The organism is Rhizomicrobium electricum, from assembly GCF_011762045.1.
Lineage (GTDB): Bacteria > Pseudomonadota > Alphaproteobacteria > Micropepsales > Micropepsaceae > Rhizomicrobium > Rhizomicrobium electricum.
Genome location: NZ_JAASQS010000004.1, coordinates 494,615 through 509,532, shown reverse-complemented (window position 1 = coordinate 509,532; position 14,918 = coordinate 494,615). Strand labels below are relative to the sequence as shown.

At 64.3% G+C, this 14,918-nt stretch carries 11 protein-coding genes; 3 read left to right on the top strand and 8 right to left on the bottom strand.

The window, feature by feature from the left end; all coding sequences use genetic code 11:
• Positions 1-399 precede the first annotated feature (399 nt).
• Positions 400-1,464 carry a LuxR C-terminal-related transcriptional regulator gene (locus tag FHS84_RS10465; RefSeq protein ID WP_166933826.1) on the bottom strand — a complete coding sequence of 355 codons (1,065 nt, stop codon included), beginning with the start codon at positions 1,462-1,464 and terminating at the stop codon, positions 400-402.
• Positions 1,465-1,619: 155 nt separating this feature from the next.
• Here FHS84_RS10465 and FHS84_RS10460 point away from each other — a divergent pair, with 155 nt between their 5' ends.
• Positions 1,620-2,225, top strand: coding sequence for a PEP-CTERM sorting domain-containing protein (locus tag FHS84_RS10460; RefSeq protein WP_166933824.1), 606 nt, complete (start codon positions 1,620-1,622; stop codon positions 2,223-2,225).
• A gap of 218 nt (positions 2,226-2,443) precedes the next feature.
• Here FHS84_RS10460 and FHS84_RS10455 read toward each other — a convergent pair whose 3' ends face one another.
• A complete protein-coding gene (locus FHS84_RS10455) occupies positions 2,444-6,259 on the bottom strand; it encodes an autotransporter outer membrane beta-barrel domain-containing protein (RefSeq protein ID WP_166933821.1) in 3,816 nt (1,271 codons plus the stop codon).
• Positions 6,260-6,563: 304 nt separating this feature from the next.
• Here FHS84_RS10455 and FHS84_RS10450 point away from each other — a divergent pair, with 304 nt between their 5' ends.
• Positions 6,564-7,364, top strand: a complete 801-nt coding sequence (locus tag FHS84_RS10450) for a DUF7847 domain-containing protein (protein WP_166933819.1) — start codon at positions 6,564-6,566, stop codon at positions 7,362-7,364.
• A 59-nt stretch (positions 7,365-7,423) separates the two neighbouring features.
• Here the strand turns inward: FHS84_RS10450 and FHS84_RS10445 are convergent, their stop codons facing one another.
• Genes FHS84_RS10445 through FHS84_RS10420 form a run of 6 tightly spaced genes read right to left on the bottom strand, consistent with a single transcriptional unit; the run spans position 7,424 to position 13,435 of the window.
• On the bottom strand, positions 7,424-8,263 hold the full coding sequence (locus tag FHS84_RS10445) for an RDD family protein (protein ID WP_208393793.1): 840 nt from the start codon (positions 8,261-8,263) through the stop codon (positions 7,424-7,426).
• Positions 8,250-9,257, bottom strand: coding sequence for a stage II sporulation protein M (locus FHS84_RS10440; RefSeq protein ID WP_166933817.1), 1,008 nt, complete (start codon positions 9,255-9,257; stop codon positions 8,250-8,252). Before FHS84_RS10440 ends, FHS84_RS10445 begins: the two co-directional genes overlap by 14 nt.
• A complete protein-coding gene (locus tag FHS84_RS10435) occupies positions 9,254-10,564 on the bottom strand; it encodes a DUF58 domain-containing protein (protein ID WP_166933815.1) in 1,311 nt (436 codons plus the stop codon). Before FHS84_RS10435 ends, FHS84_RS10440 begins: the two co-directional genes overlap by 4 nt.
• Positions 10,565-10,567: 3 nt before the next feature.
• Complete coding sequence (locus FHS84_RS10430; protein ID WP_166933813.1) at positions 10,568-11,518, bottom strand: AAA family ATPase; 951 nt, start codon at positions 11,516-11,518, stop codon at positions 10,568-10,570.
• Positions 11,505-12,806, bottom strand: a complete 1,302-nt coding sequence (locus FHS84_RS10425) for a hypothetical protein (protein ID WP_166933811.1) — start codon at positions 12,804-12,806, stop codon at positions 11,505-11,507. Before FHS84_RS10425 ends, FHS84_RS10430 begins: the two co-directional genes overlap by 14 nt.
• Entirely contained in the window at positions 12,803-13,435 is a 633-nt protein-coding gene (locus FHS84_RS10420) for a hypothetical protein (RefSeq protein WP_166933809.1), read from the bottom strand. Before FHS84_RS10420 ends, FHS84_RS10425 begins: the two co-directional genes overlap by 4 nt.
• Positions 13,436-13,728: 293 nt before the next feature.
• On the opposite strand from FHS84_RS10420, the gene FHS84_RS10415 reads away from it, so the two are divergent.
• Positions 13,729-14,889, top strand: a complete 1,161-nt coding sequence (locus tag FHS84_RS10415) for a sensor histidine kinase (RefSeq protein ID WP_166933807.1) — start codon at positions 13,729-13,731, stop codon at positions 14,887-14,889.
• Positions 14,890-14,918: the final 29 nt, after the last annotated feature.

Below are 14,918 nucleotides of genomic sequence, written 5' to 3'. Positions count from 1 at the left end.
AACAGTCCCCTTTGACGCGGGCTTCGGCCGTTTGGTGCGCTGCCGGCCGGCGGGACAGGCAACATCCCGATGGCGACGGCAAAAAGCAATGCCGGCCGTACAGCACGGAGTAGGCTCGATCTTTCTTGGCGTGTCCGGCCGCGGCCATTGCTATCTTCCTTAAAAGAACGGCCCGCAACGGGCGGGCCATCCTTCGAAGCTACGGCAAGCCGGCGGCCTGGACACCGACGTCGGCACCTTTGCATCTCCGAATTGGGGGGCCAATGCGCGGGCGCTCTCGGTGAAAGAGGTGGAAACCGCCCTGCGCCGGTTCAAGACCCGCCAGCGCCAGGGCATGCGATTTAATCTGCGAGCCGGAGGCGCTCCAAACTGCCCCGTTAAGGAGGCGGTCCGGCGATGTCATCGCGATACGGATTGCGTCCCTCGAACTGTCCCTACTGCCGCGCCGTTCACGAAACGATGAGGCTCCCCATAGTCCATTTCCCGCAACCAGTTCGCCAACTCCGCCCGTGCGCCGACACCAAGCTTGCTGTAAATGCCGGCAAGCTGATTGCGGACGGTGAAGGGCGAAACGCCGAGCGTCTGTGCGATGTGCTTGTTGCTGCGTCCCGCGGCGGCGAGCAAGGCAACCTCGATTTCGCGCGGCGATAATTCCACCGATGTCTGTTTGGTGCGGGCCCGTATCCAGATCAGCTCGTTCACCGGTTCGAGGTGGACCACGATGCGCTCGCCCTGGAAAATCGCGTGCTTGCCGCCAGGCAGCAGTTTGGCAAGCGCCGGCGGCAGCCGCGGGCCACACCAGGTCGGCCACTCCGCATTGAGCATCCGCGAGAATTCGCGGGAAGCGACATGCAACAACGCCTCGCCGTCGCAGGCCGCCGTGACATAGTCGAACCGCGTCGAGGGCTGGCGTGCCTCCATCAGATGGATCACGCGATTGGCACTATAGGATTCGATGAGATGCGGCATGACCCGCTGCATCAGCCGTCGTTCCGCCTCGGAAAAGCGCGGCCCCTTCGCACCGCGGATCAACGCCACCACGCTGATCAGCGAGGTCAAGGGATCGACCAGGCACGTCGCCATGACGTGTTCGATTCCGAAGCGCTCGACGATCTGTTCCAAGAGATCGCGGTCCGTGACGACGTCGCGCGACGACAGATTGATGGTCTGGCCGGGCGAAGCGAGCGCCATTTTGCCGATCACATCGTGGTCCTGGAACGTCTGCCAGGCATCCACGAGCGCGGGCGGCAAGCGGTAGCGGTGGTTGCTGTAGAGTCTCGCAACACCGTCCTCGATACCGGTGCGCGACCAGAAAGCACTGTCGAACGGCAAATGCGTTTCGAGCGCCGACAAACACCAGTCCTGGAACGAGCCGACCGGCACCTCGCGGCTGGCGCAGTGAAATGACAACACGAGGCGGTCGTGCGCCGCCTCGAGCGATGCCGCTACGTCACCGCCGTCCATGTCTGCCCCGCCCCAGATGCCGATAGTACATCTATACCATAGTGGCCCTCGGTTTCGAACGATAGTGTTTCGCAAGTGCAGTTTGCTGGCGAGAGGAATTGGGGCTCCTCGTGTCGGTGTGGCGATCAAGCTCCCAACAGATCGAGGAGTTTTTCATGTATTCGTTGCGGAAAGCGTTGGGCGGCGCGGCTATCGCGGTGCTTGCATTTGCAGCCGTCGGATCTTCGGCGTCGGCATCTCCGATCACCTATACCGAGAAGGTTACGGCCACCGGATCGCTCGGTGGTGTCGCCTTTACGAACGCCTCCATGGTGCTGACGATGAACGCCGATACGACGACGGTTTATGGCGGCGGTACGGCCAACTTAGGCAATGACGGAACTCTGAAGGTTTACGTGGGCAGCGCTTCGCCGGTGACGTTATTGGCGGCGGCCTTTTTCAATTCGACCGTGTCTGGATTTGGCTTCATCCCCGGCCCCGATTTGGTGGACGTCGTGACCCCGGCGTTGGCAGGCTACGATTTGACGACGCTCATCGGGCCGGTTACGGGCGACGGTTTGTTCAATCCCGGCCATAACTTCACGACAAGCGGCGGCACATTGCGCATCGACGCGCTGAACTCGCCGGTCACCTTCGCCGCGACGGCGACGCCGTACGTCCCCGGCGGAACTGTGCCTGGAAACGTGCCGGAGCCACTGACGCTGAGCCTTTTTGCAGCAGGCCTCGCCGGCTTTGCCGGGATGCGCCGCAAAGCACTGTAGCGGCGGGGTACGGGATTATGGTGATGGGGTGAACGGCCCCACACGCCGGGCCGCGAAGACTGTCATGGTCCGGATCGGAACCGGGCGCGTCGATCCCCAGAACGCCGCTCGGCAATCGCAAACCGCATCACGACTATTGGTGATCTCACAGACTAAGAGGGGCCGCAGGCGGCCCCTCTTGTCACATATCGATTCCCGGCTTCTCGATGTGCGCCAGATCAGAAGGCGTAGCGCATGCCGAGGTCCAGGATGCCTTCCTGCTGAGCGTTGCTGACGCGGCCGTTGACGCCGACATGCAGGTCGAGGCGGTTGCTCATCTTCGCCGTCAGGCCGGTGCCAACCAGGATGCTGAGAGGCGACGGCGTTGCCGCGGGCCCGCCGAAAGCCGTCCCGGCGAAGCGCATGCCGAGCGTACGGTCGCGGTCGCCGAACTCTTCCTCCAGACCGAGCGTGAGGCGCGGCTCGAGCCGGGTGCCGTTTTCGGTGGTGAAGACGTGAACCGCCTCGATCCCCAGCATGCCGCGCACCGCGGTGCGGGAAACGCCGCCGACGCCGAGCGCCAAGCCTGCGGCCTGGCTTTCGGTGAACCCATCGGCATCGAGCGACGCCACCGTCAGACGGGCGAACGGCAGGATGTCGCCGCCTTGCAGCGGATAGCCGACCTGCACCGAACCGCCGCCTACCAGATTGGTGGTGTGGCTGTCCGCATTGCCGGACCGGCGCGCGACGTCGATCACGTTGTGCTGCACGAAGCCGGTCAGATCGACGCGGAACGCCTGGACCGGAATATGCCCCGCCACGGCGAAGAAGTAGCCGTCGGCCGTGGCCTTGTCGTTGGCGCCGTGCACGCTGACGAGATTGCGGGTGTAGGAGAACACGCCGGACAGCTTGGCGCCGTTGCCGAAGCCGTAATCGACGCCGCTGATGACGCCCCAGAGCTGACTGTTGAAGTCCGCCACGGTCCCGCTGCCGGTGGTGCGGCTGGCGCCGGCCAAGGCCCTGCTCCAGACCGTCCAGCCTTTATCGGATGCGCCGGAGACGCGTTCGAGCGTCGCCCGGTTCAGCACCACGGCGGTGTCGAGACTCTCGCTGACGAGATCGCCGTAGATCTGGCCCGAGGTTTTGGGCGCCATCGCCACTTCGACTTCCTTGGGCGCATAAACGACGCCGTAGACCATGCCGCTCGCGCCGCCGGTATAATTCACCGTCGCGAAGGTGCCGCTGATCGATCCGGCGGTTACAATCGCGAACGAGCGCGTGCCGTAATCGCCGGGCGCCAGCGACAAAGCGAGCGTGCCGCCGAGTTGGGCGGTTCCGCCCACCACCAGCTTGTCGCTGGTCGACGGCGAGATTTCGATGGCGAGCGTGGAAGACGCCGACTGGGTGTAGTTGCCGGCCACCGTCAACGTGCCGATCGAATTGCCCGGACTGACGATGCCGCCACCGGCGATGAGATTGCCGCCGATCGTGCCATAGCCGCCGATGAGACCGTTGTTGCCGAGCGTGACGCCGCCCAGAACCCCGGCCGACGGATGGGTGCTGTCGCCGATGATCAGCGATCCCGCCGTTATCGTCGTCGGTCCGGTGTAGGTGTTGGAGCCGTTGAGGATCACCACGCCGCCGCCGGCAACGTTGACGCCGCCCGTACCGGAAATGACGCCGGTATAGGTGGTCGCCGCCGCCTGGCCGTAAACCACCGTCGCGTTGTTGACGATGTTGCCCGTGACCGTGCCGGAAGAGGAACCATTGCCGATCTGCAGGGTGCCCGAATTGACGATGGTCTTGCCGGTATAGTTGGTCGTCACAATCACTTTGCCGGTGCCGTTCTGCACCAAGGTGCCGTTGCCGGTCACGTTGCCGGTGAACGTCACGGTGTCGCTGCGATCGAACGCCAGGATACCCTGGTTCACGACATCGCTGACGATGGAGCCGGTGGTGCCGCCATCGCCGATCTGCAAGGTCGAACCGGCGGCGATCGAGGTCCGACCGGTATAGGTGTTGCTTCCGGTGAAGATCACCGTTCCGCCGCCGCCGACGCTCACGCCGCCGGTTCCGGAAATCGTGTTGCCGTAGACGAGGCTATTGGAGCGATTGAACGCCAGCGTGCCGTTGTTGGCGATATTGCCGGTGACCGAACCGGTGGTGCCGCCGTTGCCGATCTGCAGCGTGCCTGCGGAGATCGTCGTGCCGCCGCTATAGGTGTTCGCGCCGGTGAGAATCAGCGTGCCGCTGCCGGCTTGCGTCAGGCTGCCGGAGCTGAAAATCGCACCGGTATAGGTCACCGCATCGCTGCGGTTGAAGACCAGGGCGCCGTTGTTGAGCACGTCTCCTGCGATCGATCCCGTCGTACCGCCGCCGCCGACCTGCAGCGTGCCCGACGAAATCACCGTGCCGCCGGTGTAGGTGTTCGCACCGGTCAGGATCAGCGTGCCGCTGCCGACTTGCGTCAGACTACCGGTGCCGGAGATCGCACCAGCATAGGTGATCGCGTCGCTGCGATTGAAGAACAGCGCGGTGTTGTCGGTCACATCGCCCGCGATCGCGCCCGCTGTACCGCCATCGCCGACTTGCAGCGTGCCCGCCGAAATCAATGTGCCGCCGGTATAGGTGTTGGCACCGGCAAGGATCAGCGTGCCGTTGTTGACGACGAGCGTGCCGCTGCCGGAGATCGCACCGGTGTAAGCGATCGTGTCGCTGCGGTTATAGGCGAGCGTGCCGTTGTCGACGACGTCGCCGATGATCGAGCCGGTGGTACCGCCGTTGCCGAGTTGCAGCGTGCCGGACGAAATCAACGTGCCGCCGGAATAGGCGCTCGCGCCAGTGAGGATCAGCGTGCCGGTACCAGCCTGGATGAGGGCGCCCGTACCCGAAATGGCGCCGCTATAGGTGATGCTGTCGCTGCGATAGAATCCGAGCGTGCCGTTGTTCGTGACGTTGCCGGTGATGGATCCGGTGGTTCCACCGCCGCCGATCAGAAGGGTCGCGCCGGCATCGATGGTGGTTCCGCCGCTGTAGGCGTTGGCGCCCTTGAATGTCACCAGGCCGCCGCCAACGCTGTCTTTGATGACGAGACCGCCCGGACCCGATAATACACCGGAGAAGACACCGCTATTCCCGTACGCATCGATCGTATTGCCGGCAACGGCTTCCACCGTGAAAGCACTGCTGATGATGCCCGAGGCATCGACGCGCAGCGTGCCGCCTTTGAAGTCCGGGGTCACCGTCGAGCCCAGATTGGTGGCGAGATAAAAGGCATGAGCCGTATCGATGGGGGACAACGTGCCGACTGTCATCGTGCCTGCCGAAGCACCGATATAGAAAAGCGGGTCGACGCTCCTGTCGCTCGGATGGGAGGTCGGCCCCCAATTGTAGGCCACAAAGCTTAGCTGATAGGTCCCCGCGGTATCGATGCTAAATGTATGCGAGGTCCATTGCGTGGTGCCGAAGGTGCCGACCACGACGGTTCCTGCCTGGGCGCCGCCGCCGCCGGAATCATTGCCGTTGTCGGCCAGCACATCGACCCGGTTGATACCGTTGCCCGACAGCGCGAACAGCACACCGTCGTTGTAGGGGTGATAATCCTGGGCGGCATACGCCCAATAGAACGTGTAGTTGCCGGGATCGAGCGTGATCGTTTCCGTCAATGCGCCGAAATTGGTGGGTTGGCCTTCGTCCTGGAGGTCGGTGAAGACCGTGGTGAAGGTGCCGCTGGTCAAGCCGAAGAGGCTCTCGGACCCTTTCAAATTATACGTGGCGCCGCTAGAGCCGGAATTGTAGGTCGCAATTCTTGCCATCGATTGGCCGGTGGCGGGTGCCAGCGAATACGGCCGTTTTATTTTATCCCCGTTGACGCCGTCTCCGAGGGTAACAGTGTCGGTGGTCGATATCGTTTTGAGAGTGGCGGAGCTTCCGGTGGTGGTCCCGTAGGTCGTCCACCCCGTAAAGCCGTTGCCCGTCGTGGTGAAGCTCAGGAAGTCCGGCGTTGCGCAAGCCGGGCTGAAGGCGGCAAGGACAACGGAGGCGCAGGTTCCCATCAAAAGCGTTTTCGTGACATGCCGCAGATGCAATCGGCGGCTCTTTTCAGACGAAAATGCAGTTTTCCGGTTCACTGTGTTTCTCCCGAATCATCGAATACTATTCTCGAATAGGTTGTTTACGTTAAGGACAATCCCTTTTCACTTCCTTTCCATTCATGCGATCAAGTCGCACCATTTCCGATTGCGGGGCACCCGCGTGTTGCTACCTGAGGCGGCACTGCGGCAGCTTGCAATCGGCAGACGGCACGCTAGCCTCGCGTCCGACGGTCCGATCATCGGACGCGGGATTAAAGGGGGCATCATGTCATTACGGGATTCTATCGGGACCACGGTCGGCGACGAGACCTTCGAGATGGGGCGGGTCGTGTCCCGCACCTTCGGCGCCATCGGCCGCAATTGGGTGAGCTTCTTCACCCTCGCCGTCTTCACCGTCGTGCCGCAGCTCATATTGAGCGCTTATCTCGGCGTCGGCGTGGTGGCGCGCGGCAAGCCGGTCGACCTCTCCAACCTCGGGCATTTCTGGGGAATGATGGGCATCGTGTATCTGGCGGCGCTGGTATTGAACTCGGTGCTGCAGGCGGCGCTGGTGCACGGCACCGTCAGCGATCTCAACGGCAAAAAGGCCTCGTTCGGCGACTGCCTGCAGACCGGCCTCAGGACCTGCTTTCCGGTGATCGGGCTTTCGATCGTGTTCGGCATCGCGCTGATGTTCGGCTTCATTCTGCTGTTGGTGCCGGGCATCCTGATGTTCCTGGCCTGGGCGGTGATCGTGCCGGTGCTGGTGGTGGAAAAGACCGGCGTATTCGGCGCCTTCGGCCGCAGCTCGGAACTCACCAAAGGGCATCGCTGGGCCATTCTCGGGCTTGCCGTGGTCCTTTGGCTGATCTCGATCGTGCTGAGTTTCGCGATCATGCCGTTCCAGAGCGCGCTGGTGCTGCCGGGCGAAGGCATCCTCGCGATGGCTCCGCTGCTGGTGATCAACGGCGTCGTCAGCGTCATCACCACGACGCTGGCCGCGACGGGCACCGCCTCGGTCTATTACGAACTGCGCTCGATCAAGGAAGGCATCGGCCCCGAACAACTCGCGGCCGTATTCGATTGACTTTTTGAATTGTCGCGCTTTCGGCCGGAAAACCGGAAACCACTTTTCCTGAAAGCGCTCTATCTGTCGTACTTGTCCCGCTTGCGCTTGCCGAGCAGCAAGCGGGACTCCAGGTGCTTGCGCAGCGCGGCATAGAAGGCGAGGAGAAACGCCTCGTCGGGGTCGCCGTCGGGATAGCCGATCTTGGCCCGGATCCGCGCTGCCACCGCCCGCATCACGTCGGGATCGCGTTTGCGCAAGACCTCCTCCAGCACGGCAAGCTCCTTGATGCCGTAGACGTCGAGCTGTTCGCGGGTGAAGGTGATGGCGCGCCCGCCGCTTTGCGAGGCGATGTCCGGCTCCATCACGCGCTTGGGCGCATGCACCACCCAGGTGCCCGCCACCATGTCGCCGATGCGCAACCGGTCGCGATTGAAAACCGGGAAAAAAACGAACACGCCGCACCAGACGAGCGCCGCGATCTCGGCCGCCGCCTGGACCTGATTGGCCTGCGATGCCATGAACAGGATCGGCACGAAGATCTCGAGTTCGCGCATGGCGTTGCGCGCGAACACCGCATCGAGACTGAGCGGGGAGCCGTCGCGCATCACTACCCGAAGGCCCAAAAGGCGCTTGCCCGGCGTGGCGGCGCGCGCCGACTGCTCGAAGAAGACGAAATAGAAGCAACGCAGGACGAAGGCGCCGAGCACCCACAGCACCACCATGGCTTCGGCGGAGCGGAAGCCGGTGAGACGGGCCACGAACAGCAGCGCCAGGGTGAAGGCGACCATCGCCACAGTGATGATGACGACATCGATCAAAAACGCCGTCATGCGCTCACTCGCCGCCGCAAGCTCGAGTTCGAGGTCGACGCCTTCGGGCGTCACGAACGGACGGGTCAGGGCGTTAGGCTCCGACACGGCGGCCTCCGCGATAGGCGTAGAAGAAGCCGAACCATACCACCGCGGTCAACGCGGCAATGCCGTAGCGGGCGAGCGTGTTGGTGATGAGCTGGCGCGCGATGCCTTCCAAGAGGCCGGCGCAGAACAGCATCACCACCACGCCGATCATCACCACCGCGGCGGTGCGGCCGGCCCGTGCCAGCGCGACGGCACGCGTCTCCTCGCCGGGGAAGACCAGCGTCCAACCGAGGCGGAAACCGGCCGCGCCCGCCAGGATCACGGCAAACAGTTCGGTCACCCCGTGGATCAGGATCCAGCCCATGAAATCGACGCCGAGCCCGTGATCGGCATAGACCGCCAGCAGCGCGCCCAGCGACAGGCCGTTCTCGAACAACAGATAGGCTGTCGGCAGGCCGCAAGCGAAGCCGAGCGCGAACGCCAGGATCGCAATCTGGGCGTTGTGCGAGAACAGGATCGAGGCGAAGAACGCCAGCCCGCTCGGCCCGTGCTGCTCGAACAAGGTCTGACGCAGATAGGCGGTGGTAGCGCCGGGCTCGCGGCCCTGGGTCATGCCGTCGGGCAGGAAACTGTAGAACCAGTCGGGACTGGCCTGGGTGAACAGGAACCCGGCCAGAACGCCCGCCAGCACCAAGGCGCCGGCAACGGCGGTCTCGCGCCATAGTCCGAATACCGTCGCCGGCCAGTCGCGCGCGAAGAAGCGGGCGATGCGGTGCATGAGATGCATGCGGGTGCCGTAGACGCAGAAATAGGCGCGCGTCGCCAGCGACGACAGATAGGAGATCAGGCTCTGGTCGAGGCTGATCGCGCGCGCCATCGACAGCGACGACAGCGCCGAGCGGTACAGCACCGGCAGGGCGATGATCTCGCTGTCGGTCAGCTCGCGCCGCTTGCCGGTTTCGACCAGATCGAGGATTTCCTCGAGCCGGCGCCAATCGGCTTCGCGCTCCATGCGGAAGCGGTGGCTTTTCAGGGTCAGCGGCGCCTCGTTCATGGCCGTTCCTGGCGCTTGAGTTTCATATAGGTCTCGATCAGCCGCATGCCGATCTGGTCGTAGGGCGCATCGACGACATGGGCGCCCTGGCGGCGCAACTGCATCAGCACCTTGTCGCGGTCCGTCTGCATGGCATCGGCGAGCATGGTGCGCGACACGTCGTCGAGGCTGTCGGGCGGCTGGTGCAACATCGCTTCCACTTCTTCGTCGCGGAAGGCGACGAACAGCACGGTATGGCGTTTGAGCAGGCGGCCGACATTCTCCAGCATCAGTTCGGCGCTGGTGGTATCGGCAAATTCGGTGAACACCACCACGATGGAAGCCCGTTTGAGCTTGCCGCCGAGTTCTGTCAGGCCAAGGGTGAAATTGGTCTCACCGGTGGAATAGTCGAGATCGGACGCCAGCCGTTGCAAGGTCGCGAACGCGTTGGTGCCGGTGAGCAGGCCGCTGTTCAGCACCGGTTTGTCGCCGAACGCATAAAGCCCGACATTGTCGCCGAGACGCAGGCCGACATACGCCATCAACAGCGCCGATTGCAGCGCACGGTCGATCCGCGGCATGCCGGCAAGCGGATCGCACATCAGCCGGCCGGTATCGAGCGCGAACCAGACATGCAGATCGTTTTCGGCCTGGAACTCGCGCGCCAGGAGCTTCCGGTGCCGCGCCGATTGCTTCCAGTCGATGCTGCGCCGGTTATGGCCCGGCTGCCAATCGCGCAATGCGTGGAACTCGCTGCCCTGGCGGATGTCGAGATCGAGATGGCTGCCGCCGCGCCGGTCGCGCTGGAACAGGCGCGCCGCTTCCTCTTTCACCGCCGGGATCGGAGGCAGGATCGCGACTTTGTGCGCCAGCTCCTGCACCCGCTGGACATAGGCAAGGCCGAGCGGCCCGCGCCAGCGCAGCCAGAGCTGTTCGATATGACCGGCGCCGCGCCGCAGCGGATTGAGGAAGAACTGCGTCTCGGCAAGATCGCCGTCGGGCACGATGGCCTGGCGCCGCGGCTCGCAGACGAGACGGCCGTCGACATCCAGAAGCAGTTCCGCCTCGGCCGGAACGCGGCCGGGAAAACGCACCGCAATACCGAGCGCATGCTTGCGGCCGATCGCCAGCGCCTCGGGCAGATCGAGCGCGACGGCGGCGCGCGACGGTCTCGCCGCCAGCAACGCATCGAGCAGGAACAGCAGCAGCACCGCACCGCTCCACGCCAGTCCCGCCTGCCAGGAGCCCGGCAGCAACAGGGCCAGGGCCAGCGCAACCGGTACGCCGAGCAAGGCCGTTAGAATGGCGCGGAGGGTCGGATAGAACATCGCTTAGCGCGGCGCCTCGATAGAGGAGACGATGGTTTCGAGCACGGCGTCGGTGGAACGCCCGTCGATCTCGGCGGCCGGGGACAACACGACGCGATGGCGCAGCACCGGCGGGCAGAGCCCCTTCACGTCGTCCGGAATGACGTATTCGCGCCCCTCGAGGGCGGCGCGGGCCCGCGCGGCGGCGGCCAGCATCGCGGCACTGCGCGGCGAGGCGCCATACGAAATGTCGGCCGAACTGCGGGTCGCCCGCACGATACCAACAATGTAATCGACAATCGGATCGGTGAGACGCACCGCCGCCACCGTCGCCATGCCCTCGGCAATCGCCGCGCCGTCCGCCACCGCGACCACACCGGCCGCTTGCGGCGTCGGCATCCGGGCGCTGCCGCCCTTCACGATGGCCTTTTCCTCGGCCTCGCTCGGATAGTCGATGGTGTGCTTCAAGAGGAAGCGGTCGAGCTGGGCTTCCGGCAACGGATAGGTGCCTTGCTGCTCGATCGGATTCTCGGTCGCGATCACCATGAAGCGGTCGCCGAGCGGATGCACCGCGCCGTCGAGGGTGACGCGGCGTTCCTGCATCGCTTCGAGCAGCGCGGCCTGGGTCTTGGGCGGGGTGCGGTTGATTTCGTCGGCCAGCAAAAGCTCGCAGAAGATCGGCCCGCGCGTCAGCGTGAAGCTCGAGGTCTGGAAGTTGAACTGGTTGGAGCCGAGAATATCGCCGGGCAACAGATCGGGCGTAAACTGGATGCGCCCGAACTTGAGATTGAGGCTTGCGGCGAAGGATTGCGCCAGCAGCGTCTTGGCGGTGCCGGGCGGGCCTTCGAGCAGGATATGACCGCCGGTGAACAAGGCGGTGAGCAACAGATCGACGGCCCGTTCCTGGCCAACCACCGCCTTGGCGACTTCGGCGCGGATGGCATCCGCCAACTTTTTCATCTCAACGACGCTCATGGACGATCCTCGATTTCCAGTCGTGTAGTTTGGCTGCGAGTTTCAGCAAAGCCGGTTCGTTCGCGACGGTTTCGGCTTCGCTCAGCAATTCGGAATAAGTCGGCGTGATGCGGCCCGCCGTCTCGACGGCATCGAGCCATTGGGCATCTTCGGCGCGCCCGCCGCGCAAGGCTTTGGCGGCCTGACGGCGGATCGCGCCGGCGTAGCGCGGCGCCATGCCCGGCCCACGGCCCATCACCCGGATGAGCGCGGCGGTGTTGTCGGCGAGCGAGCGCTTGCCGAAGGCGAAGCTGCGTTGTTCGGTGCGCGGCGAACCGAACCGGTTCAAGGCCCGGAACGCCATCAGCGCCGCGGCGAGCAGCGCACCCAGCGTCACCGCCAGGAACGGCGTGCCGAACAGGCTGCGCAACAGGCTTTTCGGTTCGTCGAATCCCGCCAGCGTCACGTCGAAGCCGATCTGCCCCGCGCCGCCCGGCAGCCGCCGGATCAACGCGAGTGCGCCCGCCGCTACCGCTTCGTTCTTCAGCGCCGCGGTGTTGAGCAGATCGGGATCGCTGAGCACATAGGTCTGGGTGCCCTTGAGCCGCACCAGCACGCCGTAGCCTTTGGCGTCTTTCAGCACCGGTTCCCATTTGTCGCCCGCCACGGTCTGGAAGGCATCGATCGTCAGTTTCGGCGGGAACGGCGAAGCGCCGAATGCCGGCGTGCCGGTCAGAGCGACGGCATAGGGCTTTTCCGGTTCCGGCTTGAGCAGCGGCGCGGTTTTGGTTTTGGCGTCTTTCGCTTTGGCGTCGCTGACCTTGCCGGGGAGCACCTCGCCGGGACGCATCACGGCGGTGGACTCGTCGAGCCCCTTCAAGACCGCCGTTATCAACACCGGATTGTAGGCGCGCCATTTGCGCACCCAGCCGGTGTGCAGGTAATCGGGCATCGCCAACCATTTCGGCAGCACGATCAGCGTCGGCTGGCCGCCCTCCGCGAGCTTGGCGACCGCCGTTCCGGAGCTGTTGGCGTCCGGCGTCAGAATTCTGAGACGCTCGTCGTTCTCGCCGCGCTCGCGGCTGCGGCTGACCCAGACCGACGTGCCGGTCTCTTCCAGCATGAGCTTCAGACCGGCGTACCCGATGGCCGATTTCGACAGCACATTGGCGCGGCCCGCCGTCTCGGTGCGGAACTGCGGCGCATAGGCCGACAGCGCCAGAAACGCGACCAGCGCCAGTCCGCTGACGACCACCAATGCGGCCGCCATCTTGCCCGAAATCCAGCCGGTGCTTTTGGAGGTGTTCATGCCGCGCTCCGCCATGCATCGGGGAACGCGAAACGCTCGTACTCGGCGCGGCAGCGCACCCAGTCTTCGCGGGTGACCTCGTAGTCGCCGAACCGACTTTTCTCCACCACTTCCATGATTCCGGCGAAGGCGGCGCGCACCGTCATCGGCATGGCGCCGAGCTGCTCGATCTCGCGGGCGGTGTGCGAGCGCTTGACCACGCGCGGACGGAAGCGTTCGAAGTCCTCGATCGAGCGCAGCAGCAGCAAATGCACCGCTTCGCCGTACTTGCCTTCGCTCGCGAGGGCATCGGCATCGCCCAAGAGCGCGCGCGCCTGCGCCATGGTGGGGCGCCATTCCTCCATTGCCGAGCGGATGTCCTGGACCTTCAATTTTTCCGGGAACTTGAGGCGGATGAGATAGCGGCCGACATAAAACAGCACCACTCCGAGCGCGATCGCGCCGACCACCCAGAACAGGATATTGAGGACCGGAGCGATCCAATCGAGCCAGCGCCCGAGCCGTGTGATCCAGCCGGGCGTTTCCGGCAGGTCGTAGCGCGGAAAATCGAATTGGAGGTCCTTGTGGCGAAGCAATGCTTCATGGGCGCGATGAATGCTTTCCGGCGGAACCTGTTGTGCGGCAGTCATCGAACCCCCCAAGGCCGGCACTATACACACGGATCCAAATTCGACGAATTGCGACAGCGACGCGCCGCCTCTTTGCCACCTGACGTCGCGCAAACGCGGCCGAACGCCGTCGCCCGAAAATGACGCCCGAGCTGATTCCCATTTTACGTGTGCAATGAGCGCAAGTTATGGATGGGAAAGGCGTTTCGGCGGTTCCATCAAAGGCCTCCGCGGCTTATACTTATTCCAATGAAGTTGTATGACCGCCATCCCCCGCATCAGCGGAACGGCGTACCGGGCTGGAGTGCGTGCCGATGGACATGAATTACAGCCCGCCCTGGCCGGAACAGGAGCTCGGTCCGGACAGCCTGTTCGGAGCCCTGATCCGCACGGCGGTCGACGGCATCATGGTGATCGACGAAGTCGGGGTCGTGCAGGTCTACAACGCGGCCTGCATGCGGCTATTCCAATACCGCGAAGACGAGGTCCTCGGCCGCAACGTCCACATGCTGATGCCGACGCCCTATCGCGAGAACCACGACAACTATCTTCAACGCTACCGCAATACCGGCGAAGCCCGTATCCTCGGCATCGGCCGCGAAGTGGCGGGCCAGCGCAAGGACGGCACGACGTTCCCGATGTACCTGTCGGTCGGCGAAGGCCTGCTCTACGGCAAGCGCGTGTTCGTCGGCATCGTCCACGATCTTTCGGCGCTCTATCGCGAGCGGGAAGGCTACGAGGCCCGGCTTCTGTCGCTGCGCGAAGAACTGGTGCATGTCGCGCGCGTCAGCGAACTCGGACAGGTCTCGGCCGGCATTGCCCACGAACTCAACCAGCCGCTGACGGCCTTGCTGAACTATTCCAACGCCGCCAAGCGGCTGCTCGCCTCCGGCGCCCCCGACGCCGTCGAAAAGGTGCAAGCCGCTCTCGCCAAAATCGCCGATCAGGCCGAACGCGCCGGACAGATCGTGCGGCGGATGCGCGACTTCCTCGAAAACCGCGCCGGATACCGGGCGGTCGAGAACATCCTGACCATTGCCGAAGACGCCATGGCACTCGGCCTGATCGGGGCCGACACGGTCGCGGTCGAGACGCGCTTCCTGCCCGAGCCGGATCTGCCGCCGGTGATGGCGGATCGTGTCCAGATCCAGCAGGTGCTGGTGAACCTCTTGCGCAATGCCGTCGAAGCCATGGCGGCCTCCCCCAAGCGCGAACTGACACTGGCGATCTCGCAGCGCAATGACATGATCCACATTCGTGTCGCCGATACCGGCCCCGGCATCGCGCCGTCGGTGGCCGACAATTTGTTCAAGCCGTTCGTCACCACCAAACCGCACGGCATGGGCATCGGGCTGGCGATCTCCAAGTCCATCGTCGAAGCGCATGGCGGCGAGATGATCGTCGGCACCAATCCCGGTGGCGGCGCCTTGTTCGAATTCACCCTGCCGGTTGCCGTCGCGGCCTCCGGGTCATAACCGGGCTCGCTTCGGAACATTTCCCGAGT